The 24,891-nt window shown below is 57.9% G+C and carries 21 protein-coding genes, 1 other RNA gene and 1 pseudogene; 16 read left to right on the top strand and 7 right to left on the bottom strand.

Going from position 1 to position 24,891, the window contains the following annotated elements; genetic code table 11:
• Positions 1-108: 108 nt before the first annotated feature.
• From AEQ63_RS20345 to AEQ63_RS20325, 5 genes are all read left to right on the top strand, one after another.
• Positions 109-1,713 (top strand): FAD-binding oxidoreductase, encoded by a 1,605-nt coding sequence (locus AEQ63_RS20345; RefSeq protein ID WP_064364527.1) that lies wholly within the window; start codon positions 109-111, stop codon positions 1,711-1,713.
• Positions 1,710-3,305, top strand: coding sequence for a glycerol-3-phosphate dehydrogenase/oxidase (locus AEQ63_RS20340; protein ID WP_064364526.1), 1,596 nt, complete (start codon positions 1,710-1,712; stop codon positions 3,303-3,305). The genes AEQ63_RS20345 and AEQ63_RS20340 overlap by 4 nt, the downstream gene beginning before the upstream one ends.
• Positions 3,302-4,852: an FGGY-family carbohydrate kinase gene (locus AEQ63_RS20335; RefSeq protein ID WP_064364525.1), complete on the top strand. Its 1,551-nt coding sequence runs from the start codon at positions 3,302-3,304 to the stop codon at positions 4,850-4,852. Before AEQ63_RS20340 ends, AEQ63_RS20335 begins: the two co-directional genes overlap by 4 nt.
• 195 nt (positions 4,853-5,047) lie before the next feature.
• Positions 5,048-5,293: a FitA-like ribbon-helix-helix domain-containing protein gene (locus tag AEQ63_RS20330; RefSeq protein WP_064364524.1), complete on the top strand. Its 246-nt coding sequence runs from the start codon at positions 5,048-5,050 to the stop codon at positions 5,291-5,293.
• Positions 5,290-5,709, top strand: a complete 420-nt coding sequence (locus tag AEQ63_RS20325; protein WP_064364523.1) for a type II toxin-antitoxin system VapC family toxin — start codon at positions 5,290-5,292, stop codon at positions 5,707-5,709. The genes AEQ63_RS20330 and AEQ63_RS20325 overlap by 4 nt, the downstream gene beginning before the upstream one ends.
• Positions 5,710-6,396: 687 nt before the next feature.
• Here AEQ63_RS20325 and AEQ63_RS29345 read toward each other — a convergent pair.
• The 3 genes and pseudogenes from AEQ63_RS29345 to AEQ63_RS20315 all read right to left on the bottom strand — a co-directional run bounded on the left by AEQ63_RS29345 (position 6,397) and on the right by AEQ63_RS20315 (position 9,051).
• Positions 6,397-7,101 (bottom strand): methyl-accepting chemotaxis protein, encoded by a 705-nt coding sequence (locus AEQ63_RS29345; RefSeq protein ID WP_442965726.1) that lies wholly within the window; start codon positions 7,099-7,101, stop codon positions 6,397-6,399.
• 201 nt (positions 7,102-7,302) lie between these two features.
• Positions 7,303-8,181: pseudogene (locus tag AEQ63_RS29340) on the bottom strand (methyl-accepting chemotaxis protein); the annotation flags it as partial.
• Positions 8,182-8,463: 282 nt separating this feature from the next.
• The gene (locus AEQ63_RS20315) at positions 8,464-9,051 is read right to left on the bottom strand and encodes a GNAT family N-acetyltransferase (RefSeq protein ID WP_064364521.1); all 588 of its coding nucleotides are present in this window, start codon (positions 9,049-9,051) and stop codon (positions 8,464-8,466) included.
• A 401-nt stretch (positions 9,052-9,452) separates the two neighbouring features.
• Here AEQ63_RS20315 and AEQ63_RS20310 point away from each other — a divergent pair, with 401 nt between their 5' ends.
• The 8 genes from AEQ63_RS20310 (at position 9,453) to AEQ63_RS20275 (ending at position 17,048) form a co-directional block, all read left to right on the top strand.
• Positions 9,453-10,346, top strand: coding sequence for an amidohydrolase family protein (locus AEQ63_RS20310; RefSeq protein WP_064364520.1), 894 nt, complete (start codon positions 9,453-9,455; stop codon positions 10,344-10,346).
• Between the two features lie 37 nt (positions 10,347-10,383).
• The gene (locus tag AEQ63_RS20305; protein WP_064364519.1) at positions 10,384-11,358 is read left to right on the top strand and encodes a hypothetical protein; all 975 of its coding nucleotides are present in this window, start codon (positions 10,384-10,386) and stop codon (positions 11,356-11,358) included.
• A 160-nt stretch (positions 11,359-11,518) separates the two neighbouring features.
• Positions 11,519-12,514, top strand: coding sequence for a GlxA family transcriptional regulator (locus AEQ63_RS20300; protein WP_042608830.1), 996 nt, complete (start codon positions 11,519-11,521; stop codon positions 12,512-12,514).
• Between the two features lie 323 nt (positions 12,515-12,837).
• Positions 12,838-13,527 carry an ABC transporter permease gene (locus AEQ63_RS20295; RefSeq protein WP_041477901.1) on the top strand — a complete coding sequence of 230 codons (690 nt, stop codon included), beginning with the start codon at positions 12,838-12,840 and terminating at the stop codon, positions 13,525-13,527.
• Positions 13,524-14,522, top strand: a complete 999-nt coding sequence (locus AEQ63_RS20290) for an ABC transporter ATP-binding protein (protein ID WP_064364518.1) — start codon at positions 13,524-13,526, stop codon at positions 14,520-14,522. Before AEQ63_RS20295 ends, AEQ63_RS20290 begins: the two co-directional genes overlap by 4 nt.
• Positions 14,523-14,524: 2 nt before the next feature.
• On the top strand, positions 14,525-15,193 hold the full coding sequence (locus AEQ63_RS20285) for an ABC transporter permease (RefSeq protein WP_064364517.1): 669 nt from the start codon (positions 14,525-14,527) through the stop codon (positions 15,191-15,193).
• Between the two features lie 42 nt (positions 15,194-15,235).
• Complete coding sequence (locus AEQ63_RS20280) at positions 15,236-16,129, top strand: glycine betaine ABC transporter substrate-binding protein (protein WP_064364516.1); 894 nt, start codon at positions 15,236-15,238, stop codon at positions 16,127-16,129.
• Positions 16,130-16,682: 553 nt separating this feature from the next.
• Positions 16,683-17,048, top strand: coding sequence for a hypothetical protein (locus tag AEQ63_RS20275; protein ID WP_064364515.1), 366 nt, complete (start codon positions 16,683-16,685; stop codon positions 17,046-17,048).
• A 259-nt stretch (positions 17,049-17,307) separates the two neighbouring features.
• Here AEQ63_RS20275 and AEQ63_RS20270 read toward each other — a convergent pair whose 3' ends face one another.
• Together AEQ63_RS20270 and AEQ63_RS20265 are read right to left on the bottom strand one after the other, a co-directional pair.
• The gene (locus AEQ63_RS20270) at positions 17,308-19,176 is read right to left on the bottom strand and encodes a DUF2075 domain-containing protein (protein WP_064364514.1); all 1,869 of its coding nucleotides are present in this window, start codon (positions 19,174-19,176) and stop codon (positions 17,308-17,310) included.
• 24 nt (positions 19,177-19,200) lie between these two features.
• On the bottom strand, positions 19,201-19,584 hold the full coding sequence (locus tag AEQ63_RS20265; protein ID WP_064364513.1) for a nucleotide pyrophosphohydrolase: 384 nt from the start codon (positions 19,582-19,584) through the stop codon (positions 19,201-19,203).
• 557 nt (positions 19,585-20,141) lie between these two features.
• On the opposite strand from AEQ63_RS20265, the gene AEQ63_RS20260 reads away from it, so the two are divergent.
• The 3 genes from AEQ63_RS20260 (at position 20,142) to qatC (ending at position 23,997) form a co-directional block, all read left to right on the top strand.
• Positions 20,142-21,938: a KAP family P-loop NTPase fold protein gene (locus tag AEQ63_RS20260; protein WP_064364512.1), complete on the top strand. Its 1,797-nt coding sequence runs from the start codon at positions 20,142-20,144 to the stop codon at positions 21,936-21,938.
• Positions 21,939-22,174: 236 nt separating this feature from the next.
• The gene (locus tag AEQ63_RS20255; RefSeq protein ID WP_064364548.1) at positions 22,175-22,690 is read left to right on the top strand and encodes a hypothetical protein; all 516 of its coding nucleotides are present in this window, start codon (positions 22,175-22,177) and stop codon (positions 22,688-22,690) included.
• Positions 22,669-23,997, top strand: coding sequence for a Qat anti-phage system QueC-like protein QatC (gene qatC / locus AEQ63_RS20250; RefSeq protein ID WP_330219472.1), 1,329 nt, complete (start codon positions 22,669-22,671; stop codon positions 23,995-23,997). Before AEQ63_RS20255 ends, qatC begins: the two co-directional genes overlap by 22 nt.
• An 88-nt stretch (positions 23,998-24,085) precedes the next feature.
• On the opposite strand, the gene ssrA is transcribed toward qatC, so the two are convergent.
• Positions 24,086-24,474, bottom strand: a transfer-messenger RNA (tmRNA) gene (gene ssrA / locus AEQ63_RS20245).
• Positions 24,475-24,572: 98 nt separating this feature from the next.
• On the bottom strand, positions 24,573-24,851 hold the full coding sequence (locus AEQ63_RS20240) for a hypothetical protein (RefSeq protein ID WP_064364510.1): 279 nt from the start codon (positions 24,849-24,851) through the stop codon (positions 24,573-24,575).
• Between the last annotated feature and the right edge of the window lie 40 nt (positions 24,852-24,891).

Below are 24,891 nucleotides of genomic sequence, written 5' to 3'. Positions count from 1 at the left end.
GGACGTTTGGCGCCATTCGCTACAGGATCTGGCCGGATGCGACCGTGACAGATCCCCAGCGCTGACTAGTATGCAAGCTTGATCCGACGGCAAAAAAAGGACACACGCATGCGACGCTGGAACGGCTGGGGAGAGGCAGGCACGGTGGTCGAACTGCCGGCCCAGGGCGCGATATTTCTCCACGAACGCCTGGGCGCCGGCCGGGTATTGCCCGATGCGACTCTGGCAGCGGCGTTGGCGCAAGTGCCGACCTCGCGTCTGGTGCCTCATCGCTTGTACAGCGTCGATACTCACGATCGCCTGCTGCACGCGCGCGGCCAGAGCCTGCCGGACTGGCTGGCGTTGCGCGAAGGCGCGCTGGGCACGTATCCCGATGCCGTGGCATTCCCGGAAACCGCCGAGCAGATCCGCCAATTGCTGGCGCTCGCCCATGATCAGGATCTGTGCCTGATTCCCTATGGCGGCGGCACGTCAGTGGCCGGACACATCAATCCGCCGACATCCGCGCGCCCGGTACTGACGGTGTCGCTGGCGCGGATGAATCGCCTGACCGACCTCGACGAACAGAGCCTGCTGGCGACATTCGGCCCCGGCGCCAGCGGCCCGCAAGTGGAAAGCCAATTGCGCGCGCGCGGATACACGCTGGGGCATTTTCCGCAGTCGTGGGAGCTGTCGACGCTGGGCGGTTGGGTGGCCAGTCGTTCCAGCGGCCAGCAGTCGTTGCGCTACGGGCGGATCGAGCAGTTGTTCGCTGGCGGCACCCTGGAAACGTTCGCCGGGCCTCTGCAGATTCCGACGTTCCCGGCGTCGGCGGCAGGTCCCGATCTGCGTGAAATGGTGCTCGGTTGCGAAGGCCGTTTCGGGATCATTTCCGAGGTCAAGGTACGGGTGAGTGCGTTGCCCGCAGACGAACGTTTCTATGGCGTGTTTCTGCCCGACTGGCCGCAGGCGCTGCAAGCGATCCGGCAACTGGCGCAGGCGCGCGTGCCGCTGTCGATGCTGCGTCTGTCCAACGCGGTGGAAACCGAAACGCAACTGGCGCTGGCCGGCCATCCGCAACAGATCGCCTGGCTGGAGAAGTACCTCAAGCTGCGCGGTGCCGGCGACGGCAAATGCCTGCTGACCTTCGGCGTCACCGGCAATCGCCAGCAAAACGCACTGTCGCTGAAACACGCCCGCCAGCATCTGAAAGCCTTCGGCGGCGTGTTCACCGGCACCCTGCTGGGCAAGAAGTGGGCGCAGAACCGCTTTCGTTTTCCTTACCTGCGCGAGAACCTGTGGAACGCTGGTTACGTGGTCGACACCCTCGAAACCGCCACCGACTGGAGCAATGTCGATCACTTGCTCGCCCTCATTGAAAACAGCCTGCGCGACGCCTTGGCCGCCGAGGGCGAACGCGTGCATGTCTTCACCCATCTCTCGCACGTCTACGGCGAGGGCTCAAGCATCTACACCACCTATGTGTTTCGCCCGGCGGCGGACTATGCCGCAACGCTGGCGCGATGGCGGGCGCTCAAACACGCGGCCAGCCAGACCATCGTCGACCACCACGGCACCATCAGTCATCAGCACGGCGTCGGCAAGGATCACGCGCCCTATCTGCTACGGGAAAAAGGCCCGCTGGCGATGCAGACGTTGCAGGCGTTGAGCGAACATTTCGACCCGGAAGGGCGCCTCAATCCCGGCACGCTGTTGCCAGAGTCGCGGCCATGACGGCGGAATGGAACGCGCAATGGCGCGAGCAGATGCTGCCGACGCTGGCGGATCAAACCTGGGACCTGATCGTCATCGGCGGCGGCATCAGCGGCGCCGGAATTGTCCGCGAAGCGGCGCGCCGGGGCTGGCGTTGTCTGCTGCTGGAGCAGCGGGATTTTGCCTGGGGCACCTCCAGCCGATCATCGAAAATGGTCCACGGCGGTTTGCGGTACATCGCCAAGGGCCAGTGGCGCCTGACCCGCGATTCGGTGCGCGAGCGTCAGCGACTCCTCGACGAAGCGCCGGGGCTGGTCGAGCCGATGAGTTTCATGATGCCGCACTATCGCGGCGGCTTTCCCGGGCCTCGGGTGTTGGGTGGTTTGCTGAGCGTTTACGACGCCTTGGCGGGACGGCGCAGCCATCGCTTTCATGATGCGCAACAGCTTCGATATCTGGCGCCGGGCGTGAGGGAAAACGGCCTGCTCGGCGGCAGCTGTTTTGTCGATGCACTGACCGACGATGCAAGGCTGGTGATGCGCGTACTGCGCGAGGCTCGGGATCACGGCGCGGTGGTGCTCAATGGTGTGCGGGTCACGCAACTGCTGCGTGAAGACGGGCGGGTGTGCGGGGTTCAGGTTGAGGATTGCGAGGGCGGCACGACGCTGCAACTGCGCTCCGCTGTGTTGGCCGTGGCCACGGGCGCGTGGGCTGAGCGCTTGCGCCCCGCTGAAGCAACGAAGCAATTGCGCCCGTTGCGTGGCAGTCATTTGTTACTGCCGGGCTGGCGCTTGCCGGTGGCGCAGGCGTTCACCTTTCTGCATGAGCGCGACCGGCGTCCGGTGTTTGTTTTTCCCTGGGAAGGCGCGACGGTGGTCGGCACCACGGACCTCGATCACCGCGACGATCTCGACCAGAGCGCGCACATTTCCAGCGAAGAGCTCGACTACCTGCTCGCCGCGTGCCAGCAGCAATTTCCCGGCGCCGAAGTAGGCGTCGACGACGTGCTCTCGACCTGGTCAGGCGTGCGTCCAGTAGTGGGCAGCGCGGCGGGTGCGCACCAAGACAAACCATCGAACGAAACCCGCGAACATGTGCTGTGGCAGGAGCCCGGTTGCGTGACATTGGCCGGTGGCAAACTGACCACATTTCGACCGCAAGCGATCGAAGTGCTCAAGGCTTGTGCGGCGATGCTTGGGCGTTCTTTTGTCGACGACGGTGCACCGGTGTTCGCCGCTGTGCCGCCGCTGGCGATTGCGGGACTGAGCGGCAATCAATGGCGACGCCTGGCCGGGCGTCACGGTCGAGACCTGCCGAGGCTGGCGCAATTGCTCGGCGAACTCGGTCTGGAAACGGTTGGCGCCACCGATACTTTGTGGGCAGAGCTGGCGTTCGCCTGCGAGGCGGAAATGATTCTGCACCTGGATGATTTGCTGCTGCGCCGCACCCGTTTGGGCCTGTTGCTGCCGCGCGGTGGCGAGGATTATTTGCCGGCGATCCGCACGCTGTGCCAGCCACGATTGGCTTGGAACGATGAGCGCTGGCAAGCGGAGATCCAGCGCTACCGCTTGCTGTGGCTGCGCGATCACGGCTTGCCGGAGATCACGCCATGAAATACCTATTGGCCATCGACAACGGCACCCAAAGCGTGCGCGCGCTGCTCTTCGATCTGCAGGGCAATCTGCTCGGCAAAGGCAAAGTCGATCTGCAGGCGTACTACTCGACGCAACCCGGTTGGGCCGAGCAGGACCCGGAGTACTACTGGACGAAACTCGGCGAAGCCTGTCAGCAACTCTGGCAGCAGACCGGCATCGACCGTGCGCAGATTGCCGGCGTGTCCCTGACCACTCAGCGCGGCACCGTGATCAATGTCGACGCCGAGGGCAAACCGCTGCGCCCGGCAATTGTCTGGCTCGATCAACGTCAGACTGAAGTCGAGGGCGGCATCAAAGGGCCGTGGGGCTGGCTGTTCAAACTGGTCGGCGCCCAAGCGACGGTGGATTATTTCCGCGCCCAGGCCGAGGCCAACTGGATCGCCCGGCATCAGCCCGAGGGGTGGGCGGCGACCGACAAGTATTTACTGCTTTCAGGCTTCCTCACCCATCGCTTGTGCGGGCGCTTCGTCGATTCCGTGGGCTGCTGCGTCGGCTATCTGCCCTTCGACTTCAAACGGCTGAAATGGGCGGCCCCGCGTGACTGGAAATGGCAGGCACTGGCGGTGCGCCCCGAGCAGTTGCCGGCTCTGCACAAACCCGGCGAAACCCTCGGCTACATCACGGCTGAAGCCGCCCGCCACACCGGCATTCCCGAAGGCCTGCCGCTGATTGCCGCTGGCGCGGACAAGGCCTGCGAAGTGATCGGCTCCGGCGTGGTCGATGCGAGCACCGTGTGCCTGTCCTACGGCACCACCGCGACCATCACCAGCACCCGCTCGCGCTACCTGGAAATCGTCCCGCTGATCCCGCCGTATCCCTCGGCCGTGCCCGATCAGTACAACTGCGAGGTGATGATCTATCGCGGCTACTGGATGGTCAGCTGGTTCAAGAATCAGTTCGGCCTGCGCGAGATGCAACAGGCGAAAGCGCAAGGGATCGAACCGGAGCAACTGTTTGACGCCCTGGTCGATGAAGTGCCGCCGGGCTCGATGGGCCTGATGCTGCAACCCTATTGGTCACCGGGCATCCGCGAGCCGGGCGTGGAAGCCAAAGGCGCGATGATCGGCTTCGGCGACGTGCACACCCGCGCGCATATTTACCGCGCGATTCTCGAAGGACTGGCCTACGCGCTGCGCCAAGGCATGGAGAACATCGAGCGACGCTCAAAGGTCTCGATCAAACGCCTGCGCGTCGCCGGCGGCGGCTCACAAAGTGACGCCGCCATGCAACTGACCGCCAACATCTTCGGCCTGCCGGCCGAGCGTCCGCATGTGTATGAAGCGTCCGGGTTGGGGGCGGCGATTTGTTGTGCGGTGGGGTTGGGATTGCACAAGGATTTCCCATCGGCCATTGCCGCGATGACTCGGGTGGGGGCGGTGTTCACGCCGCAGCCTGAGGCGCAGAAGGTTTATGAGCAGTTGTACAGAGAAGTGTATTTGCGGATGTATCGGCAGCTTAAACCGCTTTATCAGAGCATCCGCAAAATAACCGGATATCCCGTGTAGGAGTGAGCCTGCTCGCGATAGCGGATTGTCAGTCAGCCTACCTGTTACTGACCCACCGCTATCGCGAGCAGGCTCACTCCTACAAGGGCATCCCGGTGTATTTGAGATGGCACTGCCGTTCGGCGGGCCTCACTTCAATCAGACCTGAATATGCTAGCCTGCAATCAATGATTTCATTGATTGCAGGAGGACGACATGGCTAGCATCACTATTCGAAACCTTGACGAGACGCTCAAGGAGCAGCTGCGCATTACCGCTGCACACAATGGACATTCCATGGAAGAAGAAGCTCGGCTGATTCTGGGCCGAGCGCTCACCAAGGTTGATCGTGCCGGAGGGCTCGGCAGTCGGATTCACCAGCGTTTCAGCGCCGAGGGCGGAGTCGACCTCGAGCTGCCTGCGCGTGCAGAGAAACCGGTCGGTGTGGACTTCTCTGAATGATAGTGCTCGATACCAACGTTCTATCCGAATTCATGCGCATCGAACCCGAGGCTCAAGTGCTGGCCTGGGTGGATGCGCAACCGGCCATGGACCTGGCCATCAGCGCGATCACTGTGGCGGAGATACTGCACGGCATCGCTCGATTACCTTCCGGCAAGCGCAAACAAAAACTCCAGGCCCACGCGTTGGCAATGTTCGAAGAGGATTTTGCCGGGCGGATTTTGCCATTCGATGCGCACGCGGCCGTCGAGTACGCGACGCTGGTCGCCGATGCAGAGGCGAAGGGGCGAGGGATTGCAATGGCCGATGCGCAAATCGCAGCGATCTGCCGAGACCGCGGAGCTGCGATTGGTACGCGCAATGTTCGGGATTTCGAGTTTTCCGGGATTGAAGTGATCAATCCGTGGCAGGTCTGAAAATCTGCTCTGTCATTTAAACCGTTTCGCGAGCAAGCTCGCTCCCACAGGGATTTTCGTGGTGTTCAAAATCCGGTGAGTCACGCAAATCCAAAATGTAGGAGCGAGCCTGCTCGCGAATGCGGAGTGTCAGGCAACGGTGATTTGATTGATCCACCGCAATCGCGAGCAGGCTCACTCCCACAGGGATCTGCGGTGTGCTCAGAATCCAGCGTGGCACACAAATCCAATGTGGGAGCGAGCCTGCTCGCGAATGCGGAGTGTCAGGCACTGTTGATTTGGCTGACCCACCGCTTTCGCGAGCAGGCTCGCTCCCACAGGGATCTGCGGTGTGCTCAAAATCCGGTGAGACACGCAAATCCAAAATGTGGGAGCGAGCCTGCTCGCGAAGGTGGAGTGTCAGGCACTATTGATTTGATTGACCCACCGCTTTCGCGAGCAGGCTCGCTCCCACAGGGACTTTCGTGGTGTTCAAAATCCGGTGAGTCACGCACATCCAAAATGTGGGAGCGAGCCTGCTCGCGAATGCGGAGTGTCAGGCAACGGTGATTTGATTGATCCACCGCAATCGCGAGCAGGCTCACTCCTACACGGTTTCCGAGGTGTTCACAGATTTTGTGTTCGACCTGGGACCTGTAGGAGTGAGCCTGCTCGCGATTCGGTTTCAGCTACAGCGCAAAACCAAAATCAAACGCGGAAGTGGCTGACCATCTGCTGCAACTGACCACCTAACCGCGCCAGTTCAACACTCGACGCTGCCGTCTCATCACTCGCCGCTGCGGTCTGTTCGGACACGTCGCGGGCGTTGATGATGCTGCGGCTGATCTCTTCGGCTACGGCGCTTTGCTGTTCGGCAGCGGCGGCGATCTGCTGGTTCATCGACTGGATGTTCGACACCGTGCGGGTGATGTTTTCCAGCGAGGCGCCGGCCTTGCGCGTCAGGGCGACGCTGCTGTCGGTCAGCGCGCGGCTGTTGTTCATCACCGCCGAGACTTGCTGGGTGCCGTTCTGCAGACCGGCCACCAGACCTTCAATTTCCTCGGTGGATTTCTGCGTGCGTTGAGCCAAACCGCGCACCTCATCCGCAACCACGGCAAAACCACGCCCGGCTTCACCGGCACGCGCGGCTTCGATCGCGGCGTTGAGCGCGAGCAGGTTGGTCTGTTCGGCGACAGCCTTGATCACGTCCATGACGCTGCCGATCTTGTCGCTTTCCTGCTGCAACACGCTCATCGCTTCGGTCGAACGCACCACTTCGCTGGCCAGACGCTCGATCTGTGCGATGGCCTCATTCACCACCTTGTCGCCTTCACGGGCTTCGCCGTCCGCAGCGGCTGCGGCTTGCGACGCTTCCTCGGCATTGCGCGCAACTTCCTGCACCGTGGCAGTCATTTCGTGCATGGCGGTGGCGACCTGATCGGTCTCGACTTTCTGGCTGTTCACACCGGCGCTGGTCTGCTCGGTTACAGCCGACAACTCTTCAGCGGCGCTGGCAATCTGGGTCACGCCGTCGCGGATGCCACTGATCAAGTCACGCAGAGTCACGCCCATGCGTGCGATGCCTTGCTGCAACACGCCGAGCTCGTCGCGGCGGGTGACGGTGACGTTCTGGGTCAGGTCGCCGCTGGCGATGCGCTCGACCACGGCCAGGGTTTCCTGCAACGGACGGGTGATCTGACGGGTGATGATCACCGCGGCAATCACGCCAACCAACAGCGCCAGCAAGGTGCTGATCAACTGGAAGGTGCGCGCCTGGGCGCTTTCAGCGTCACGGCGATCAAGCTGAATCTGATACAGCTGCTCGCTCAGGGCGACGATGGTGGTGCCTTGATCGGTCATTTCCTTGCGCGCCTGCACGGCATCGGTGTTGGCGTTCTTGTACGCCATCAACGCGCTGCGATAGCTGGTCAGCGCGGTTTCCAATTGGCGCAAGGCATCCTGCTGAGTCGCGGCAAATTGCGTATTCAGCGGCTTGAGGCTGGCGATGGCCGCATCGATCTGGCCGACGGCTTTCTGCTCGGTCTCGGCGTTGCTGGTCGCGGTGTAACCACGCACTTCATAACGCGCGAGGATGAACGCTTCCTTCGCCGCAGTAACAGCCTGGAACTGCTCGAAGCGCTGATCGCTCAACTCCATCTGCTGCACGCGCTGACTGATCGATTCGATCAGGTTGTACGCGCTCTGGGCGTTGACGCTCATGGTGTCGCGGGCACTGTTGCCTGTGCGATAGGCGTTGCGCATTTTGTTCAGCGAGGTCTGGTATTCAGCGATGGTCGCCGCCTGCTGCTTGAGCAGCGCGACGTTCTCCGGACTCTTGAATTTGCTGATCAGCGCCTGCTGCTGCGCGGCGAAGCTTTCGAGGGTGGTCTGCACATTCTGCGCGGCGGTTTCGTCACCGTTGGTCAGCATGTACTGCAGGCGCACCACGCGCAGTTTGGTCAGGCCAGCGTTGAGCTGGGTGATGTCGCTCATCCAGTTGCTGCGATCGATCAGGCCGCCGAGGCTGGTCCAGCCGGTCAGCGCCAGAATGCAGGTCAGGGCCAGCACGAGGCCGAAGCCCAGGCCGAGTTTCATGTTCACGCTGATGTTACCGAACCAGCTATTCATGCAAATCCTCCAGAAACGTTGGGTTTCTTGGTCGTCAGTTAAGCTGGAAGATTGTTGTTCTTTTGAGCCAGCAGGGGTGTTAGCAGGTCTGTATCGGCCGTAAACCCGAGAGCTGAAAGGATTTTTGTCTGACAGGTTTCGCGCAACTCAACCGAGGCGCCGCGACCAGCGCTGATCCGGCGCCTCGAACCCCGGATTGACCAGCGCCGTCAGCACATGATCCTGCCAACGCCCGGCAATGTTGAGATACGCCTTCGCATAGCCCTCACGCTCAAAACCCAAGCGCTCAAGCAAACGCGCACTGCGCTCATTGCCCGGAATGTAATTGGCCATGATCCGATGCAGATTCTGCACGTCGAACATATAACCAATCCCCGCCTCCAGCCCCTCCTGCATCAAACCCTGCCCCTGATGCGCCTCATCGATGTGATAACCCAAATAACACGCCTGAAACGCACCCCGAATAATCCCGCTGAAATTACACGCCCCGATCATCTTCTGACCGTCCGCCGACAGCAGCGCGAAATGCATCGCCAGCCCGGCTTCGAAGGCACTGGCCTGGATCTCGAGGCGACGGCGGATGTTGGCGGTGGAGAAATAGTCGGTGGTGCGGATGGGCGACCAGCGCGCCAGGTGCCGCTGGTTGCGCAGGTAGAACGCGCTTTCGAGCTCGGCCTGATCGGGGGAGAGGATCGCCAGCGTCAGGCGCGGGCAGGGCAGGGATAACAGCGGCATCGAGCGCTCCTTGGCGAGGGATCTGCAGGCAGAGTCGCGCAGTATGGTGGGGAGCGGCAAGGTGCGGGGAAATGATGGGCGAAAAAAAGCCCGCTAGGAGCGCGGGCGAACCGTAGTTTCTTGAATGAGCAGGGGGATTTTATCGGTTCGCGGGGCGGGGTGCGGTGAAGAAAAATTCATGTCGAAAGAGGCGCATCAATTTTTCGCCATGCTTTCTGACGGGCCGCTACCCATAAACCGCTAACGGCTTCAATGCCTGCAAAACCAAGCGATGATTTTCAGAACATCTTTGCTCACAAATTCGCACATGGCGAAATTTTGATACTTCACGTCGAGTTGGCGGCAGCGACGAAAGACTGGCGACGATTATTGTTTTCGCACAAATGCAGGAAACAAAAATCATGCTGCCGTGGATTGAAAGAACAGACAGTCACGTTCATTTTTTTACTTCGCACGACCTGCGCCGAGTGTCCGCTGCGTTGCCCTATGCATTGCCTGAGCCGCACTCCCTGACGGCTTATCTGGATAACCTGATGGCTGCCGGTATTGCTCCGACGCTGATCAATAACGTCCATCTCAGTATTCTGCCGGACTCGGAAAACGTATTTGCCTCGTTTGACGAACTCCAGAAGCTTCAGGCAGCCGACCCTCAGCGCTACGGCGGCGTTAGGTTGGTGGGAACGATCAAGGCAGATCCGGCTTACGCCACAAAAGAACGGCTCTCGCATCCACAAGTGATTGGCGCCCGCATCGTTTTGCACGATGCACGGCCGGAAAGCGTTTCTCCTACGCAGTTCAGTAATGAGCAATGGCTGGCGTTTTATCAACGCTTGCAACCGCATCAACATCTGCACATCTACGCGAAAGAAGCCGAGACGAATTTGCGCGTACTGCGCCAGATCCCTCGCGATGTGCGGGTCGTCATCGATCACCTCGGCACTTGCCACCCCGAGCGCGGCATCACCGAGCCTGCCTGGATCGCGCTGCTTGCCGAAGCCAGCGTACGCGGCAACGTGTGCTTCAAGGGGCCCGGCTATCGAACCAGCAGCCACCCCGAGGAAACCGCTGGTTTCGTGACGCAAATTGTTCGCGCAGTCGGCGCAGACAAGATCGTGCTGGAAGCCACCGATGCCCCGCATGTAGGAACGGACAACGAGGGGATGAAGTATTCCGAGCGGCTCAATCCGACCGAGGCATTCAACTTTGTTGATGCCGTTGCACTGCATGTTTCCCAAGCGACCCGAATTCCTGTTGGCCAACTTCTGCGAGGAGCGTCTGGCCAGTTGGCAAGTTGATCTACGCCCACACCTCTCACTTCGAGATCACTCAGAAATGACGAACATTACAACAAGAGACATCAACTTCAGCGTCAACTACGGCGATGAAACCCTCAGCCTAAAAGGCACGGTTTTTCAGCCGGAACACCACCACGCTGAATCGCAAAAACTGCCACCGGTGATTTTCAACTCCGGCTTCACTGGCGGAGTCACGATGTATGGCCAACTGTTCGGTCGCGCCCTGGCGGCACTTGGTTATCGGGTCATGACGTACGACGTGGCAGGCTTCTTTTCCAACAAGCACATCCGTAACACCATCGAGTCCGGCGATAAAGTCATCACCAACGTCATTCTCGAAGACCAGAAAGATGAAGTGTTGGGGGCCGTTGCGTGGGCGCGGGAAAATTTCGGTGAGATGCCGGTGGTCGCATCGTGGGCGATGGGCTCGGTGGCAAGCCTTGGAGCGGTGGCGGAACTCGCCGCGGCCGGCGCCGAACAGATCCGCTTCTGGGTGCCTATGAGCTACACCAACATCCGCAAACTGCAGGCCTTGCGCGCAGATCCGGCGGCAGCGGACGCGGCCATCGCGCAACTCGCCGATGACGCGCCGATCCCGCCGTTCGACACCGGGACGGATGAGACACGACTCGGCTACTACCCGCTGGATCCGGAAACCCAGGCCTACGTCGACCAGCAACTGGGCGGCTACACCGAAGCGGGCGGCGCGGACCGTTGGCCGGGCTGCACCCACGTGACGGCGAAATCCTACAAGTCCTATGTGCAATATGACCCGGAGCAATCCATCGAAGGAGCAATAGGCTTCCCGCCCGGGCTGATCATCCATGGCGCCGACAACACTTTGCACATGCCATCGGAGTCCGTGCGCCTGCATAAGAACTATCCGGGCGATGCCGGCCCGCACGCGTTGATCATTTCGAAGATGCAGCATGGTCAGCAGAATCAGGCCGACCACCCGGTGTTCAAATCGATGATCCAGAGCATCGACGAAGCCATCCGCGCGCGGGCCTGATCCGCTCGCCATCGTGCTGCGAGACCTCGGGTATCGAGGTCTCGCAGCGATTCCCCAGCCTCGCGGGGCTTGTCCTGTCTGGCTGAATGCGTGCCCAGTCCTTAACATGCGGGTCGAAAGCCGTTCGCTCGAACGGCTGGCCCCATGAAAGGATCTGGCGATGACAGCCCCCATCGATTCAGCGACGTCTGTGAATAACTGTACGACCAAGCGAATCGGGCTGCTCATTCTCCCGCAGTTCTCCATGATGGCGCTGGCGGGTGCCAGTGAGCCGCTGCGTGCGGCCAATCGGCTGTCCGGCAAACCGCTTTATGAGTGGACCCTGCTGACTGAAACGGGCGGACCGGTCAGCTCCAGCAGCGGCATCGAAATCCACACCGTGCCGGTTGATCAGGCGCCGGAACTGGATCGCGTGTTCGTTCTGGCGAGCCTGGACATCGAGCATCAGAAACCACCGAAAATCCTGCGTTTCCTCCAGCGTGCGGCCTCGCGCGGGATCACCGTAGGAGCGCTGAGCACCGGCACTTTCATCCTCGCCCGTGCCGGTTTACTGGAGGGCAAGCGCTGTACCTTGCACTGGGAATCCATCGGTCAGTTCTCCGAAGAATTCCCGACGATCGAAGTCACCCGAGAGCTCTACGTCAACCATGACAACCGCTGGACCTGCGCCGGAGGTACGGCGGCGATTGACCTGATGCTGGCGCAGATCGCGCTCGATTTCGGTAATCAGCTCGCGGCGAGTATCGCCGAGCAATTTCTGCACGCCCGGATACGTGCGCCGGAAGAGCATCAGCGAATGTCGATCCAGTGGCGGTTCGGCATCCACGATCGCCGGCTGACCGCCGCCATCGCGTTCATGGAAAACAATCTGGAGAACATCGTTGGCATCGAAGAAATTGCCGACCGCTGCAATCTCTCCCATCGGCAACTCGAACGTCTGTGGCATCAGCACTTTGGCATGACGCCGAAGAAGTTCTATCTGGAGCTGCGGTTGAACGAAGCACGGCGGTTGCTGCGTGAAAGTACCCAGCCCATTGCGTCGATTGCCTACAGCTGCGGGTTCGTTTCGGCATCCCACCTGGGTGCTGCTTACCGTCGTGTCTGGGGCTGTACGCCCGGAGAAGAGCGGCGGAAATTCGATGATGCTCACTCCTGATTGCGTTACACGGAACATCCACCATAAAACCTTCGGACCACGCACTCCGCAAAATCCCATAGCTAGCTAATGACTTGGCCCGCCAAGCGAAGACCTCCGGCGAGCCTGCTCATTTGACGACCGCGCCTACAGCGATCTGCCATCACTGCAAAGCGTTGCACTTCATGCAAGCTGGTCGCGTCACGTCGATTTTTTGATAGAAATCGTCGAACTCCAAGCTCAGAGTGCTTGCACGGGCGCGGTACTGTTTCGCCCAGACACGGCGTTCACTCCAGATGCGCGACCGATAAAAACAACAATGACGTACAGAAGGCACAACCCTCATGGAAACCTTGAGTTTCATTCTGGAAAACCCTGGGCTGATCGGTCTGCTACTCGGCCAGCACCTGTTCATCGTGGCGGTAGCGGTGGGGCTGGCAATTCTGACCGGCGTGCCCGTGGGGATCTTCATCTCCCAGCACCCCAGAACACGCCGGTGGGTCCTGGCCTTCGCCGCGGTTCTGATGACCATTCCCTCCGCCGCGCTGTTCGGGCTGATGATTCCGGCGCTCTCGCAGATCGGTTACGGCATCGGCGTGGTGCCGGCGGTCATTGCGCTGTTTCTCTACTCCCAGTTGCCGATCATCCGCAACACCACCACGGCGATCGCCAACATCGACCCCGCCTTGCGTGAAGCCGCCATCGGCATGGGTATGTCGACCGGGCAACGACTGCGCAAGGTTGAGCTGCCGATTGCGGTGCCGCTGATCATGGCCGGCGTGAGGATGGCCACCGTCATCAACATCGGCATCGCAGCCATCGCCGCTTACATCGGCGCCGGCGGCCTCGGCAGCCTGATCATTCGCGGCATCGCGCAATCGGATACTCGACAGCTTCTGGCCGGTGCGATCGTCATCAGCGTCATCGCCATCGCCGCCGATTATGCGCTGTACGGCTTGCAGCGCCTGCTGACGCCCAACGGCTTGAACAAGAACAAACTGGCCACCGGCCGAATGAAGGAAGCGACGACGTGATCCAGATCGAAAACCTGAACAAGCAATTCGGCGCTGTCACGGCGGTAGAAGATGTCTCATTCAATGTCGAAGAGGGACAGATCTGCGTACTGCTCGGGCCGTCCGGCTGTGGCAAAACCACGACGCTGAAAATGATCAACCGACTGATCACGCCGACGTCCGGCACGATCAGAATCAATGGTCGCGACACCTCCGAACTGGACAGCGTCACCCTCAAACGCTCCATCGGCTATGTGATCCAGCAAGTCGGCCTGTTCCCGAATATGACCGTCGAGGAAAACATCTGCGTCGTGCCCAATCTGTTGGGCTGGGATAAGAGCAAAAGCCGTAAACGCGCCGCCGAGTTGCTGGAAGTGGTCGCGCTGGATCCGGCGAAGTTTCTCAAGCGCTATCCCTGTGAGCTGTCCGGTGGGCAACAGCAGCGCATCGGCGTAGCGCGGGCGCTGGCTGCGGATCCGCCGGTGATGCTGATGGACGAGCCCTTCGGCGCCATCGACCCGATCAACCGCGAAGTAATCCAGGACGAATTCATGCGCATCCAGCGCCTCGTCAACAAGACCGTGTTGTTCGTCAGCCACGACATCGACGAAGCGGTGAAGATGGCCGACTGCGTCGCCCTGTTCCACAACGGCAAAATCCAGCAGTTCGGCAGCTCGGATGATCTGCTGGCCCGGCCCAATAGCGACTTCGTCGCGAACTTCATGGGCGGCGATCGGATCATGAAACGCTTGCGCCTGCTGCGCGCGGCGGACGTCGTCAGCAAGATCGCGCCGCGCGAATACATGCAGATCGTCGGCAGCAACAGCGGCATCGCGGCGCACTCGCACCTGATCGTCAAACCGGGTGATGACCTGCGCCAGGTTCTCTCGCAACTGCTCGGTCGCGGCCAGGACTGGGCGCTTTGCAACGACAGCGACGGGCGCTTTGTCGGCTATGTGCACCAGGCTGACATCCTCGCGCGACTGGTTGAAAACATCACTCCGGCGGTGCACTGACCATGGCCGACTTACTCAACCGATTTTGGCAGGGACTGCAGTTCTACTGGGGTGACATCAGCTACCTGACCGTCCAGCATTTGCAGATCGTCGCCGTCAGCGGCGTGTTGGCTATCGCCATTGCGCTTCCGTTGGGTGTGTGGATGAGCCGCCCGGCGAACCAGCGTTATGCCATGGCCAGCATGCAGGTGCTGAACGTGGGGCAGGCGATCCCCAAACTAGCTCTGCTGGCCTTGGCCATGAGCTTGATCGGCGTTGGCAGCGGCGCGGCCATCATCGGCTTGTTTGTCGCGACCTTGCTCCCCGTCGCGGTCAACACCTACGAAGGCTTGCGCGCGGTGCCGCAGCATCTGGTCGAAGCAGCCGAAGCCATGGGCATGACGCCACGGGAAACGCTGTGGAAAGTCGAAATCCCCAATGCACTGAACGTGATATTCGCCGGCATCCGCACCGCACTGGCGATCAACGTCGGCACCGCACCGCTGGCCTTCCTGGTCGGTGGCGGCGGACTCGGCGAGTTGATCTTCACCGGAATCGACCTGAACGACTTCGGCATGATGCTGGCCGGCGCCGTATCGACAGCGCTCCTGGCGATTGCCGTCGATCTGGGCTGCGGCTTGATTCAAACCCTTGCAGTCTCCCGAGGCTTGCGAATGGCCGGCCGCCAATGAATCCGAACACCCTTCACCTAAATCAATAACATGAGGTGCACGATGATTTATCGAATCCTGGCCAGTCTGATCTTCAGCTTTAGTCTCGTTGCCGGTGTTGTCGGCAACGCTACTGCCAACACCACAATTGTCGTCGGCGGCAAGAAATTTACCGAACAGCAACTGGTCGCCGAAATGACCACACAACTACTACGCGCCAACGGCTACAAGGTCGATAAACGCGCGGACCTCGGTTCATCAGTACTGCGCGCGGCACAAGAGAACGGCCAGGTCGATGTGTATTGGGAATACACCGGCACCTCCCTGATTACTTACAACAAAGTCACCGACAAACTCAGCGCAGAGGAAACCTACAAAAAAATCAGCGAACTGGACGCGCAAAAGGGCATCACTTGGCTGAACCCCTCCAAAGCCAACAACACCTACGCACTGGCCATGCGCAAAGTCGACGCCGAGAAGGATGGCGTCGTCTCGATCAGCGATCTGGCGAAAAACATCGAAGCGGGCAAATCGTACAAGTTTGCGTCGAATGCCGAGTTCTTCTCCCGGCCTGATGGGCTGCGTCCTCTTCAGGAGGAGTACGGGTTTGAATTCGAACGGAAGAATATTGTGCGGATGGATGGTGGGTTGACGTATCAGGCGCTCAGGGATGGTCAGGTTGATTTGGCGTTGGTGTTATCGACTGATGGGCGGATACCGGCGTTTGGTTTTGTGGTGTTGAAGGATGATAAGGGGTTCTTTCCTGGTTATGCGTTGACGCCGGTTGTTCGGACAGAGGTGCTCGAGGTGAATCCGAAGGTTGGGGAGTTGCTGAATGCGCTGTCTTCCAAGCTGGATGATGGGACGATTGCGGGGCTGAATTCGCGGGTGGATGTGGGGCGGGAGGCTATTGAGGGGGTGGCTAAGGGGTTTTTGCGGGAGAGTGGGTTGCTTTAATTAGAATGCCGCACACAGGTTTCTTCTTCGACAGCGGACTTGGTCCCTACTTAGCCCCACTTGGTCCCGTCAAAGAAGTGGATAGCGAGGGAGGTAAGCGTCGGGTTCCGACCGTTTTACAGGTCGAATCGAATTTTCTTGGAATCAAGCATGTGCCGGTGATTTGAACTCCCATCTGAGCCTGACTCAACGAGGCTTTCGGCCTCGGAGCTGCGATGTTGGACAAGCAGGATAAGCTGAATGGCAAAAAGGTTAAGCCAAGAAAAATTTTTCAATTACGGTCACTGAGCTCACCATGAGTTGAGATGGTCAAGTTGGAGAGCTTGGCCGCGAGTGCTCCTCACTGGATCCGGGGCAATCGAGGCACGCGAACAGCGCATCTAGGAGCAGTTGGAGGGTTACTGTTGTTAATTAATCATCGATAAAACCGCGCGTTTTCGAGAGCTTCATTACGTGATGCTTTGGGTGCACCACACTCCCCCGGCACTTCTGATTCTGGATGGTGATGCTGTTATGATGGCCACCACTCAAATCAGCGTTTTAGAGGGATCTTATGCATTCGTTTTTGTCGAAGACTTTTGGCGGGCTGACCCCCAGCTACTACATCCGGCAACTTATTTTTGGGTCGTTGTTCACGATTCTGATTTTGACGGTCGCGGCCAATAGCCCATCCGGTCTGATGGGGAAGCCTGCGCTGATTGTGATGTCGGTCATCTGCACGCTGCTGTATCCATACTCTCGGTTCGTATATGAGAGTGTCGTAGGGTACGTGATGGGCGAAAACGTATTTTTCGTCAACGCCATCCTTCTGCTGATGGTCAAAGGGTTCACGATGGCGATGTGTTGGTCGTTTGCAATTTTCATTGCACCGGTTGGCCTGGCGTATCTCTACTGGCACAACAGCCGACAGGTTTCCTGAGTGCAGAAGCCCAGCCATCGAGCTGGGCTTTTTTGTGGTCGTGATTCTACTTCTGATGCTTGAAGAAGTAGTTCATTGCATCGGGTACCAGTTGGGACACCGCGTGATCTGAACCGATGCACTATGCTTTTTTAGCTCCGCCCCCATAATGAATCGGGATCGAATCTATGAAGCAAATGGTCCCTCTGTTGATTGATGCCCCTGCGCGTACGATGTCCCCACTCGCCGGATGTACATGAGCTACCAGCAAGCGATAGCGTCAATGATTGATGTGCTGGTTAAGCCGACTCTCAAAGTATTGCGCAGTCTCTTTGTCGGTGCAGTACAGGTAACAACCCTTCATCCCGCGCGTCATCAGGGTTCGGTACGTATTTTTGATGATCAGGTCTGTTTCTTTTTTCGCTAGGGAAGGCTGCTCCTTCATCATTTTTTTCCAGCCACGAATTGATTTATCGTGCTTGTCGCGCTCATCCGGGGATGTCACTACGTTGCCGTCACGTACGACTAGGTCTGATCCGATGATCACTCCGATGTAGTCGACTTCCAGACCTTGGCAGGTATGAATGCAGCCAACCTGTTCGATGGAGTTCTCAGCGATAATCCACAGGCTGCCATCCTGATCCAGATTCCATTGGCGCTTGTAGTCACCAATGACGATGTCAGATGCGGTGGAGTCTTTCTTGCTCAACCAAGGCCAGCAATAGCCCGCGACCACACGAGCCTTGTTTCTATGGTTTTTCTCGTCAATGGCGGCATGTAGCGCCTGGGGTGAGTCGAATACCTTGAACTCGTACTCCGAGGTGTTGAGTGTCGGATTGGCTGTCGAGCGAATGCCTAGCACGTCATCCAGCCATGCCATGTAACCGTCAGAACCACTGCAGCGAAACTGTGAAGACAGAACATATTCCTCGACCACAGCACCCTTGGCTTTGGCAAAGCCGCGGATAGCCTGCTTGCTGCCGATGTCGCTCAGGGTCACACGCTGGTCTTCATCGATGAAGAAAATTGAGCATTTCGCTGACTCAATCAGCTCCTTGATCTGGTTTTCGCCAAGATTCCCATAAAGCCCGCTTTTCTCATTCAGCCGGTGAGCTTCGTCCACGATAAGCGCATCGAATGTATTGGGCTCAGTGTCAATGAACGCCCCAGAGCCTGAAAAGAAATTCGAGAAATGGCTGCGTTTTATGGTGCCAACCAGTTTGCTTTCGTAGACCTTGCGTGGGGCGGCATTCTTGGATACATATTTGCTTAACAACGTCAGCTCGGTCAGCTTCACCAGAAGATTGATAGCCAGAACGGTTTTCCCGGTACCTGGTCCTCCCTCAATAATCAGCACCTTTGGCGCTTGGTCCGAAGCTCCGCTTGCCGCAGCGAGTGCTGACTCGAAAATTGCTTTCTGATCGTCAATCAATATGAATTCTGGTTTGCCCTTCATCAGTCCGCTTAAGGCTTCCGCCAGCGCTTTGGAGGGGCGGATTTTTCCATCCGACAGTTCGTACAGAATCTCTTTATTGTCGCCGTGAACAATATGCGTCTTCAGGAAGCTTCGGAGCTTGCCAAGTTCTTCCGGACCTTTCAGGAACAGTGGAGCCTTACTGATATGAGATTCGTAGTGAGCCGAGTCTATGATGCCGTCGCTAACGTAGTTGTGAAGGTAGGCACACGGACGGATCTCGATGCTTTTGTCATACACGGCCTCGTTGAAGCCTTCAAGCAACGCTGCGTATGACCATACTTGGTAAGACGGGTGAATGGTTTCAACGAGCCCGCCACCCAATGCAGTTTTGACGATGGCATCCTTGGGAGTTGCGCTGGCCTTACTCCATTGCTTCAACTCGATCAATACGGCTTTTTTTGCCTGGCTCTCGTCGCGACCGGTGAGTAGAAAATCAATTCGCTTCGACGACTGCGGAATATGCAGTTCGATTGCCAAGCCTGCATCGCAGGGCAGGCTTTCATCTCTAAGAACCTTGGCCATGTATGTCAGGGAGCCTTGCCACGACCTGATTTCCGAAGTGCCGACGTTCTTGCCAGTAGCATCCTTGTAATGCCTGAGGATCACCTCCTCGATGTCATCGTTATCGTTGTCTTTAAGAAATTGCTGTTTGGTCGCAGCGTAAACGATCACGGGTCGTCCTTAGATTCGGATAGGTCAGAGTCGGTCGTACTTTTTGCTGTTGCTTTTGGCTTTATCCACAGGATATTTCTGGCCGTTCGAGGCGAGTTTCCGTGTCGCCGCTTCGTTGAGGTCAACACCAAGTACGCTGCTGAGGCGAACCAAGTACATCAGCACGTCCGCCAGTTCGTCCCGGACGGCTTGGCCGATCTCGGGGTCTGCTGCTGCAGAAAGCGAATCTGCATCGCTCATCCACTGGAAGATCTCACACAGCTCCCCTACCTCACCGGTGAGAGCCAAGATGAGATTCTTGGGGGAGTGGAACTGCTGCCAGTCGCGATCATCTGCGAAACTTTGAAGGGATGCGGCAAGCTTCCCTACGTCGACCAGTGGGGCGGATGAGATATCTGATTCGCTCACGGGGCAATCTCTCGGGTATCAATGAGGTCAAGAAAGGGCGTATGAAATCCCGACATGGATTGTAAGAGCTTTCGCTGTTTGCGGAGGTTTTTTTGTTTGTTTTCTCTTACCCGTTGCCGATGAGCGAATTGCTTGCCAACGCTCGCTATGTTCTTTGAGCACGACGAAGTAGGCGGGATAGTCAGGTCTCCCATGCGAAGGAGGATTTATCAATCATCTGTTGCTCATGCGTGCGGGGCGCAGTGTGAGAGACCGCCATGCCTTCGGTGTAGTGTGGAGTACCAGCGTGACCGCCGAGACCATGGTCGAGTCCGAACCTCATCTTGGTGAGCTTCCTATCCGTTACTGCGTAGACGGAAGGCAGGGCGTCGCGACCAGTGAGCGTACGATTACAAAGGCCCGACAAACTGATAGAAAGGGGATTAGCGCTAGATGCCGAAATGGTGGCATTGAATCCCTTTTTAACGAATGATGGCGGTTATAAATGCGATGCTGCGTGTCTGTGACAGTAAATCCAGCTCGTAAGCAAGGGATGCTCCGCAAGCAAGGAGGCTCAGATGTGGGCTGATGTCGATACAAAAAGCGATTTTCTGAATTACTCAGAAGTGGCGGATCTGGTTGTGGACGTCATCCGTGATCCGTCCATGCGCCCGGTTACCATAGGCGTGTTCGGTTCTTGGGGTACTGGGAAGTCCACGCTGCTCAATCTGATCGAGCATGGACTGAACCCTCCTCGGGGAGCGTCTGAATTCGTCGTCGTTCGTTTTGACGCCTGGTTGTATCAGGGCTTCGATGACTCCCGCGCTGCGCTGATGGAGGTCATCGCCTCCACTCTTATCGACGCTGCCGAAGAAACCAGCTTTCTTCCTGAAGCGAAGAAGCTTTTTGCGCGGGCAAACAAAATGCGAATGCTTGGTCTTATGGTCGAAGGCGGAGCGCTTGCTTTGGGTATGCCAGCTTTCGGTTTTGGTGCGAAAGGGGTGGAGGCTCTGGGGAAGCTCTTTTCCGGTGAAGCGGATCATGACTCGTTAGGAACTCTCAAAGATGAAGGTGGTAAGGCGAAGGACAGCTTTACCGGGCTGCTTGGCCCAGAAAAGCAGCAAACTCCCCCCCAACAGATCGAGGCGTTCCGAAAGGAGTTTTCAAATGTCCTCATCGGTCTCGACAAAACGTTGGTCGTTTTTGTCGACAACTTAGATCGCTGCTTGCCCAAGCAGACGATCCATACCTTGGAGGCTCTGCGTCTATTCCTCTTCATGAACCATACGGCTTTTGTCGTGGCGGCAGATGAGGAGATGGTTCGCCATTCGGTCAGTGAGCATTTCAAAGATCCCGGTGATCGTCATGTGACTGATTACTTGGATAAACTTATTCAAGTGCCTGTTCGTGTGCCAAGGTTGGGCGTTCAGGAGGTTCGGGCGTATTTATTCATGCTGTTCGCCTCGGCCGGTAACAAGGTCCCCGGCGAGCACATCGAGGCCTTGAGAGTCGGGCTTGAAGATGACTTGCGCAAGGCATGGAAAGACGAGCCTATCAGCACAGAAAGGGCCTTAGAATTGCTGGGCTCTAATGTGCCTGTGGAAGTTGCCGAAGCTTTTCCGATTGCTGACCGAATTGCGCCAATGCTTGCAAGCTCCAGCTCCGTGTTGGGTAACCCCAGAATCGTGAAGCGTATGCTCAACGTCGTTCGAATGAGGGTACGGGTAGCAGCACTGCGTGAAATGCCTGTAAACGAGGCCCTAATCGCCAAGGTAGCGCTTTTTGAGCGTTGCATGGAGGAGAAAGCGGTCGCCCATCTTTACTCAATGATAAATAGTGCTGCCGGCGGCAAACCTGAAGTGTTGGCCGAACTGGAGGGGCTACTGGAAGACCCCGTGAAATTTACGGAGGCTTGTCCGGATTTATGGACCAAAGTAGACCTCGTGCGAGATTGGATCAGGCTCGAACCGCAGCTTTCGACTGTAGACCTTCGTCCGGTCGTTTATCTGAGCAGGGAAACCACTCCCCTACGGGTATTGCGCGCAGGTCTTTCTGCTGATGCGGCTGAAGCGCTTGCTGTGCTCAAACGGACGTCCAACACCTCGTCACCTTCTGCAAAAGCTGCTCTACAAACCATATCCGGTGGTGAGCACGCGGCCGTCATGACCCAGTTAATTGAATCGATGCGGTCGCATTCTGAGTGGTCAAGCAAGCCAGTCGGCTTCGACGGTGCGCAGCTGCTTGCCGAGAAGTCACCCGAAGCCGGTGCGCTGCTATCGGACTTCATTCGCACCGTAATGCCGGACAAAATTCGGCCTTGGCTCAGCAGCAAGCTTAAGGGCGCGAACTGGTACAAGGAGCGGGAGAAGAAGTAATGGGAACCTCTACGTCAAGCAAAGGGCCTGGGGGTAATTCTCCATTTGTGCCTGGGTGGGTGGACATCGACGGGCAGCAGGTACCCGAGGCTCCTCCGCAGCGATTTAAAGACTTCCGCACAAATCTGGGGAGATTCGTCTCGACAGGAGACGGCGACTACCTTCGCTCTGCGATAAGCAGCTATGCAGGCGGTGCAACCGGTGGCAGTGGCGTTGGACCTGCCCGGTTTGGCTCCATGGCCGGAGCCGGTGGAGCCTTATTTGGTGCGATGGCGACATTGAGGGAAGGGCATTCCCCTTTGGGGCTGGATCTCGCTGCGTTGAACGGCCAAGACACGGACATTGCTATCGACATGATCGTGCAGGCGCTTGCCACTGAGGACGGCGATTCTGATCGCGTTCGGGTCGCGATGAACGAGGCGCTGTCTGAATGCCTAGAGGGTTACCAAGAGTTTGATTTCGCGAGCATCACTGACGAGATGCTTGTACAGATGATGCTGGTGTACGTCACCAAATGCGTGTTTGGACAAGTGGTGCTCGATTCGAACGATGCGTTCGCAAAAGCTGAATCACCTGCCCAAGTCGAGCAGGCCGAGAAGGAACTGTACTCGCTCGTTGAATCGGTGACCGACAAGCACATGCGTCCCTTGTTGGGGGGCAGTCTGAAAGCGCTCTCCAGCAAACAAATAGAAAAGATTCAGATGGCCGCCATCCGCGAAGTGTGGAGTGAATGGGAGGCATACCAAGAGTGACAGACCTCATTTTCCATCACGAAGCTGATCAGCTTCGCTCACAAACGGTTAATGAAATTCCCGTACTGATGTACGGCAGTCGTCCACCGACGCGGGGCACTTGTTCCATAGGGGGGCCGGTTCGCGCCGCAGTGAGGCGTTTAGGTGCTCCGGTTAGTAGAACCGGATTTGATCTGTTGACTATAGCCATGGCTGTAACGGCTGCGGATACTTTTGTAGATAAAGCGGAGGCCGATGATGGTTGGGCACGGGACCTTCGTTTGTTCGTCCCTATCGCTGATCCGCAACTTTGGCAGCCCGCGATACCGCTTTTACAGAAGGCTTTGCATTTCTTAAGCGGCGATCTTTGGGAGATCATCCTGTTGCCTGATGGACCCAGACAGCTCACGTCTCAGAACCGTGGTCGCATCACCGTTATGGCCGGCCACGATTGCGTCAGTTTGTTCTCGGGGGGGATGGATAGCGGCATTGGAGCGTTGAATTTATTAGCAGAGGGCCGGCACCCATTGCTGATAAGTCATGCATATCGAGGTGACTCGGAAAAGCAAATCATGGTTCGGGATCATCTACCGGTTGAGGTCTCAAGATTCGCTGCGGTGGCAAATCCGGTGTCCTGGACTGGGAGAAAAACCGACGTGCAGATGCGCACTCGAAGCTTCAATTTTCTCGCCTATGGTGCACTGGTTGGGGCCACATTGGCGCAGCTACGAGTCACTGGCACACCAGTAGAACTTTTCGTTCCCGAGAACGGGCTCATTGCGCTGAACCCTCCAATGACTGCTCGCCGCATTGGCGCGTTGAGCACTAGGACGACGCACCCACATTTTTTGGGTCTATTCCAAAAAATCCTGGATACGGTCGGCCTGCCTGTACGAGTCGAGAATCCGTACGCGCTTCAGACGAAGGGAGAGATGCTTTCTGGGTGTTTAGATCAAGCGAGCTTGAGGAGCCTGGCATCGGAAACGGTATCGTGTGGTAAGTGGAAGCGAACACACCAGCAGTGTGGTAAGTGCGTCCCGTGCGTCATCCGACGCGCCTCGTTCCACGCTGCCGGAATGAGGGACGGCACCGAGTACCATTCCAGAGGCGCGGATCTGAGTTCAGTAGTTCGGGATGCTAATGCCAGAGATGATTTGATGGCCATGATACTAGCGGCGCGCAGATTGCCTGCAGAAGATGTCGCTAAATGGGTGCGTCAATCCGGCCCGCTTCCGCTCCAACGCCTGTCTCGTGATTATTTGATAGGCGTGGCAACGCGAGGCATGGAAGAGGTTAGGAACTATTTATTGTTCCTCGGTCTGCTTTGAGCGGGGAAACTCCGGCGCTGTCTCCCTGGGTTTTTTACCGATCTTCGGGCACAAAAAAAAACGCCCTAAGGCGTCTTCTTCATCGAGTTGGTGGAGCCGGGGGGATTTGAACCCCCGTCCGCCAGTACTCCGCTGTCGGTACTACATGCGTAGCCGTGTCTATTAAGTTAACCCTCAGCGACCCGACGGGCAGGGTGCTTTGGGCGAGTTGTGTAAGTTTTAGCCGCTTCGTCCACAACGTACTGCACGGCGATTCTGTTCTATATGACAATCATTTCGGGTTTACAGACATCCCCTGATGATTGCTGGACCCGAAGGTACCAGGAGCATTGTCAGCTGCAATTAAGCAGCGAGAGCAACACCGTATTGGTCGTCATTGGCAACTATAAGTAGTTGCAACAGTGGATTTACGACTTCTGTTACCAAGTCGGCATGCACCTAGAGTTTCGCAACCGGCGTCGAATCCTAAACGGCCCCGAACTCATTGCCCGGTGAATCTGATCGGGCAACAAGCGTGCACAGTGTACGTCAATCTGCCGACGAGGCCAACCCGCAGGTTGGCCCGTCAGCATGGATCAGTTGTTGGTGCCGGTGGCTTTGCGCAGTTCCACGATGGTTTGCGAGGTTTCCGCGACGCAGTCGTCGATTTTGCCTTCGGCTTTGAGTGCGTGGGCCCTGCTTACGCTTTTTTCGGCCTGCTGGCTCAATTCCGGGTTCGCCGACAACTGCCCTTTGGCGTTGTTGATCGTCTGGATATTGGCATCGCACAGATCGGCAGGCTTGTCTGCGGCGAACGAAGTGGACGCCATCATCGAGGCAGTAACGAACAGACCTAACAGTACAGAACGCTTCATGTGTATCTCCTTGAACTGAGGGATCCAGGCTTCGCTGACC

It is taken from the genome of Pseudomonas sp. RIT-PI-o (genome assembly GCF_001297215.1).
Classification (GTDB): domain Bacteria; phylum Pseudomonadota; class Gammaproteobacteria; order Pseudomonadales; family Pseudomonadaceae; genus Aquipseudomonas; species Aquipseudomonas moraviensis_A.
The sequence above is the reverse complement of the archived record's forward strand: the minus strand, read 5'-3'. Positions and strand labels throughout refer to the sequence as shown.

Excerpts from the sequence above, each read along its gene's own strand:
- AEQ63_RS20345 (WP_064364527.1), top strand. The coding sequence starts at position 109 with ATGCGACGCTGGAACGGCTGGGGAGAGGCAGGCACGGTGGTCGAACTG.
- AEQ63_RS20340 (WP_064364526.1), top strand. The coding sequence starts at position 1,710 with ATGACGGCGGAATGGAACGCGCAATGGCGCGAGCAGATGCTGCCGACG.
- AEQ63_RS20335 (WP_064364525.1), top strand. The coding sequence starts at position 3,302 with ATGAAATACCTATTGGCCATCGACAACGGCACCCAAAGCGTGCGCGCG.
- AEQ63_RS20330 (WP_064364524.1), top strand. The coding sequence starts at position 5,048 with ATGGCTAGCATCACTATTCGAAACCTTGACGAGACGCTCAAGGAGCAG.
- AEQ63_RS20325 (WP_064364523.1), top strand. The coding sequence starts at position 5,290 with ATGATAGTGCTCGATACCAACGTTCTATCCGAATTCATGCGCATCGAA.
- AEQ63_RS29345 (WP_442965726.1), bottom strand. The coding sequence starts at position 7,101 with ATGACTGCCACGGTGCAGGAAGTTGCGCGCAATGCCGAGGAAGCGTCG.
- AEQ63_RS20315 (WP_064364521.1), bottom strand. The coding sequence starts at position 9,051 with ATGCCGCTGTTATCCCTGCCCTGCCCGCGCCTGACGCTGGCGATCCTC.
- AEQ63_RS20310 (WP_064364520.1), top strand. The coding sequence starts at position 9,453 with ATGCTGCCGTGGATTGAAAGAACAGACAGTCACGTTCATTTTTTTACT.
- AEQ63_RS20305 (WP_064364519.1), top strand. The coding sequence starts at position 10,384 with ATGACGAACATTACAACAAGAGACATCAACTTCAGCGTCAACTACGGC.
- AEQ63_RS20300 (WP_042608830.1), top strand. The coding sequence starts at position 11,519 with ATGACAGCCCCCATCGATTCAGCGACGTCTGTGAATAACTGTACGACC.
- AEQ63_RS20295 (WP_041477901.1), top strand. The coding sequence starts at position 12,838 with ATGGAAACCTTGAGTTTCATTCTGGAAAACCCTGGGCTGATCGGTCTG.
- AEQ63_RS20285 (WP_064364517.1), top strand. The coding sequence starts at position 14,525 with ATGGCCGACTTACTCAACCGATTTTGGCAGGGACTGCAGTTCTACTGG.
- AEQ63_RS20280 (WP_064364516.1), top strand. The coding sequence starts at position 15,236 with ATGATTTATCGAATCCTGGCCAGTCTGATCTTCAGCTTTAGTCTCGTT.
- AEQ63_RS20275 (WP_064364515.1), top strand. The coding sequence starts at position 16,683 with ATGCATTCGTTTTTGTCGAAGACTTTTGGCGGGCTGACCCCCAGCTAC.
- AEQ63_RS20260 (WP_064364512.1), top strand. The coding sequence starts at position 20,142 with ATGTGGGCTGATGTCGATACAAAAAGCGATTTTCTGAATTACTCAGAA.
- AEQ63_RS20255 (WP_064364548.1), top strand. The coding sequence starts at position 22,175 with ATGGCCGGAGCCGGTGGAGCCTTATTTGGTGCGATGGCGACATTGAGG.
- qatC (WP_330219472.1), top strand. The coding sequence starts at position 22,669 with ATGGGAGGCATACCAAGAGTGACAGACCTCATTTTCCATCACGAAGCT.
- AEQ63_RS20240 (WP_064364510.1), bottom strand. The coding sequence starts at position 24,851 with ATGAAGCGTTCTGTACTGTTAGGTCTGTTCGTTACTGCCTCGATGATG.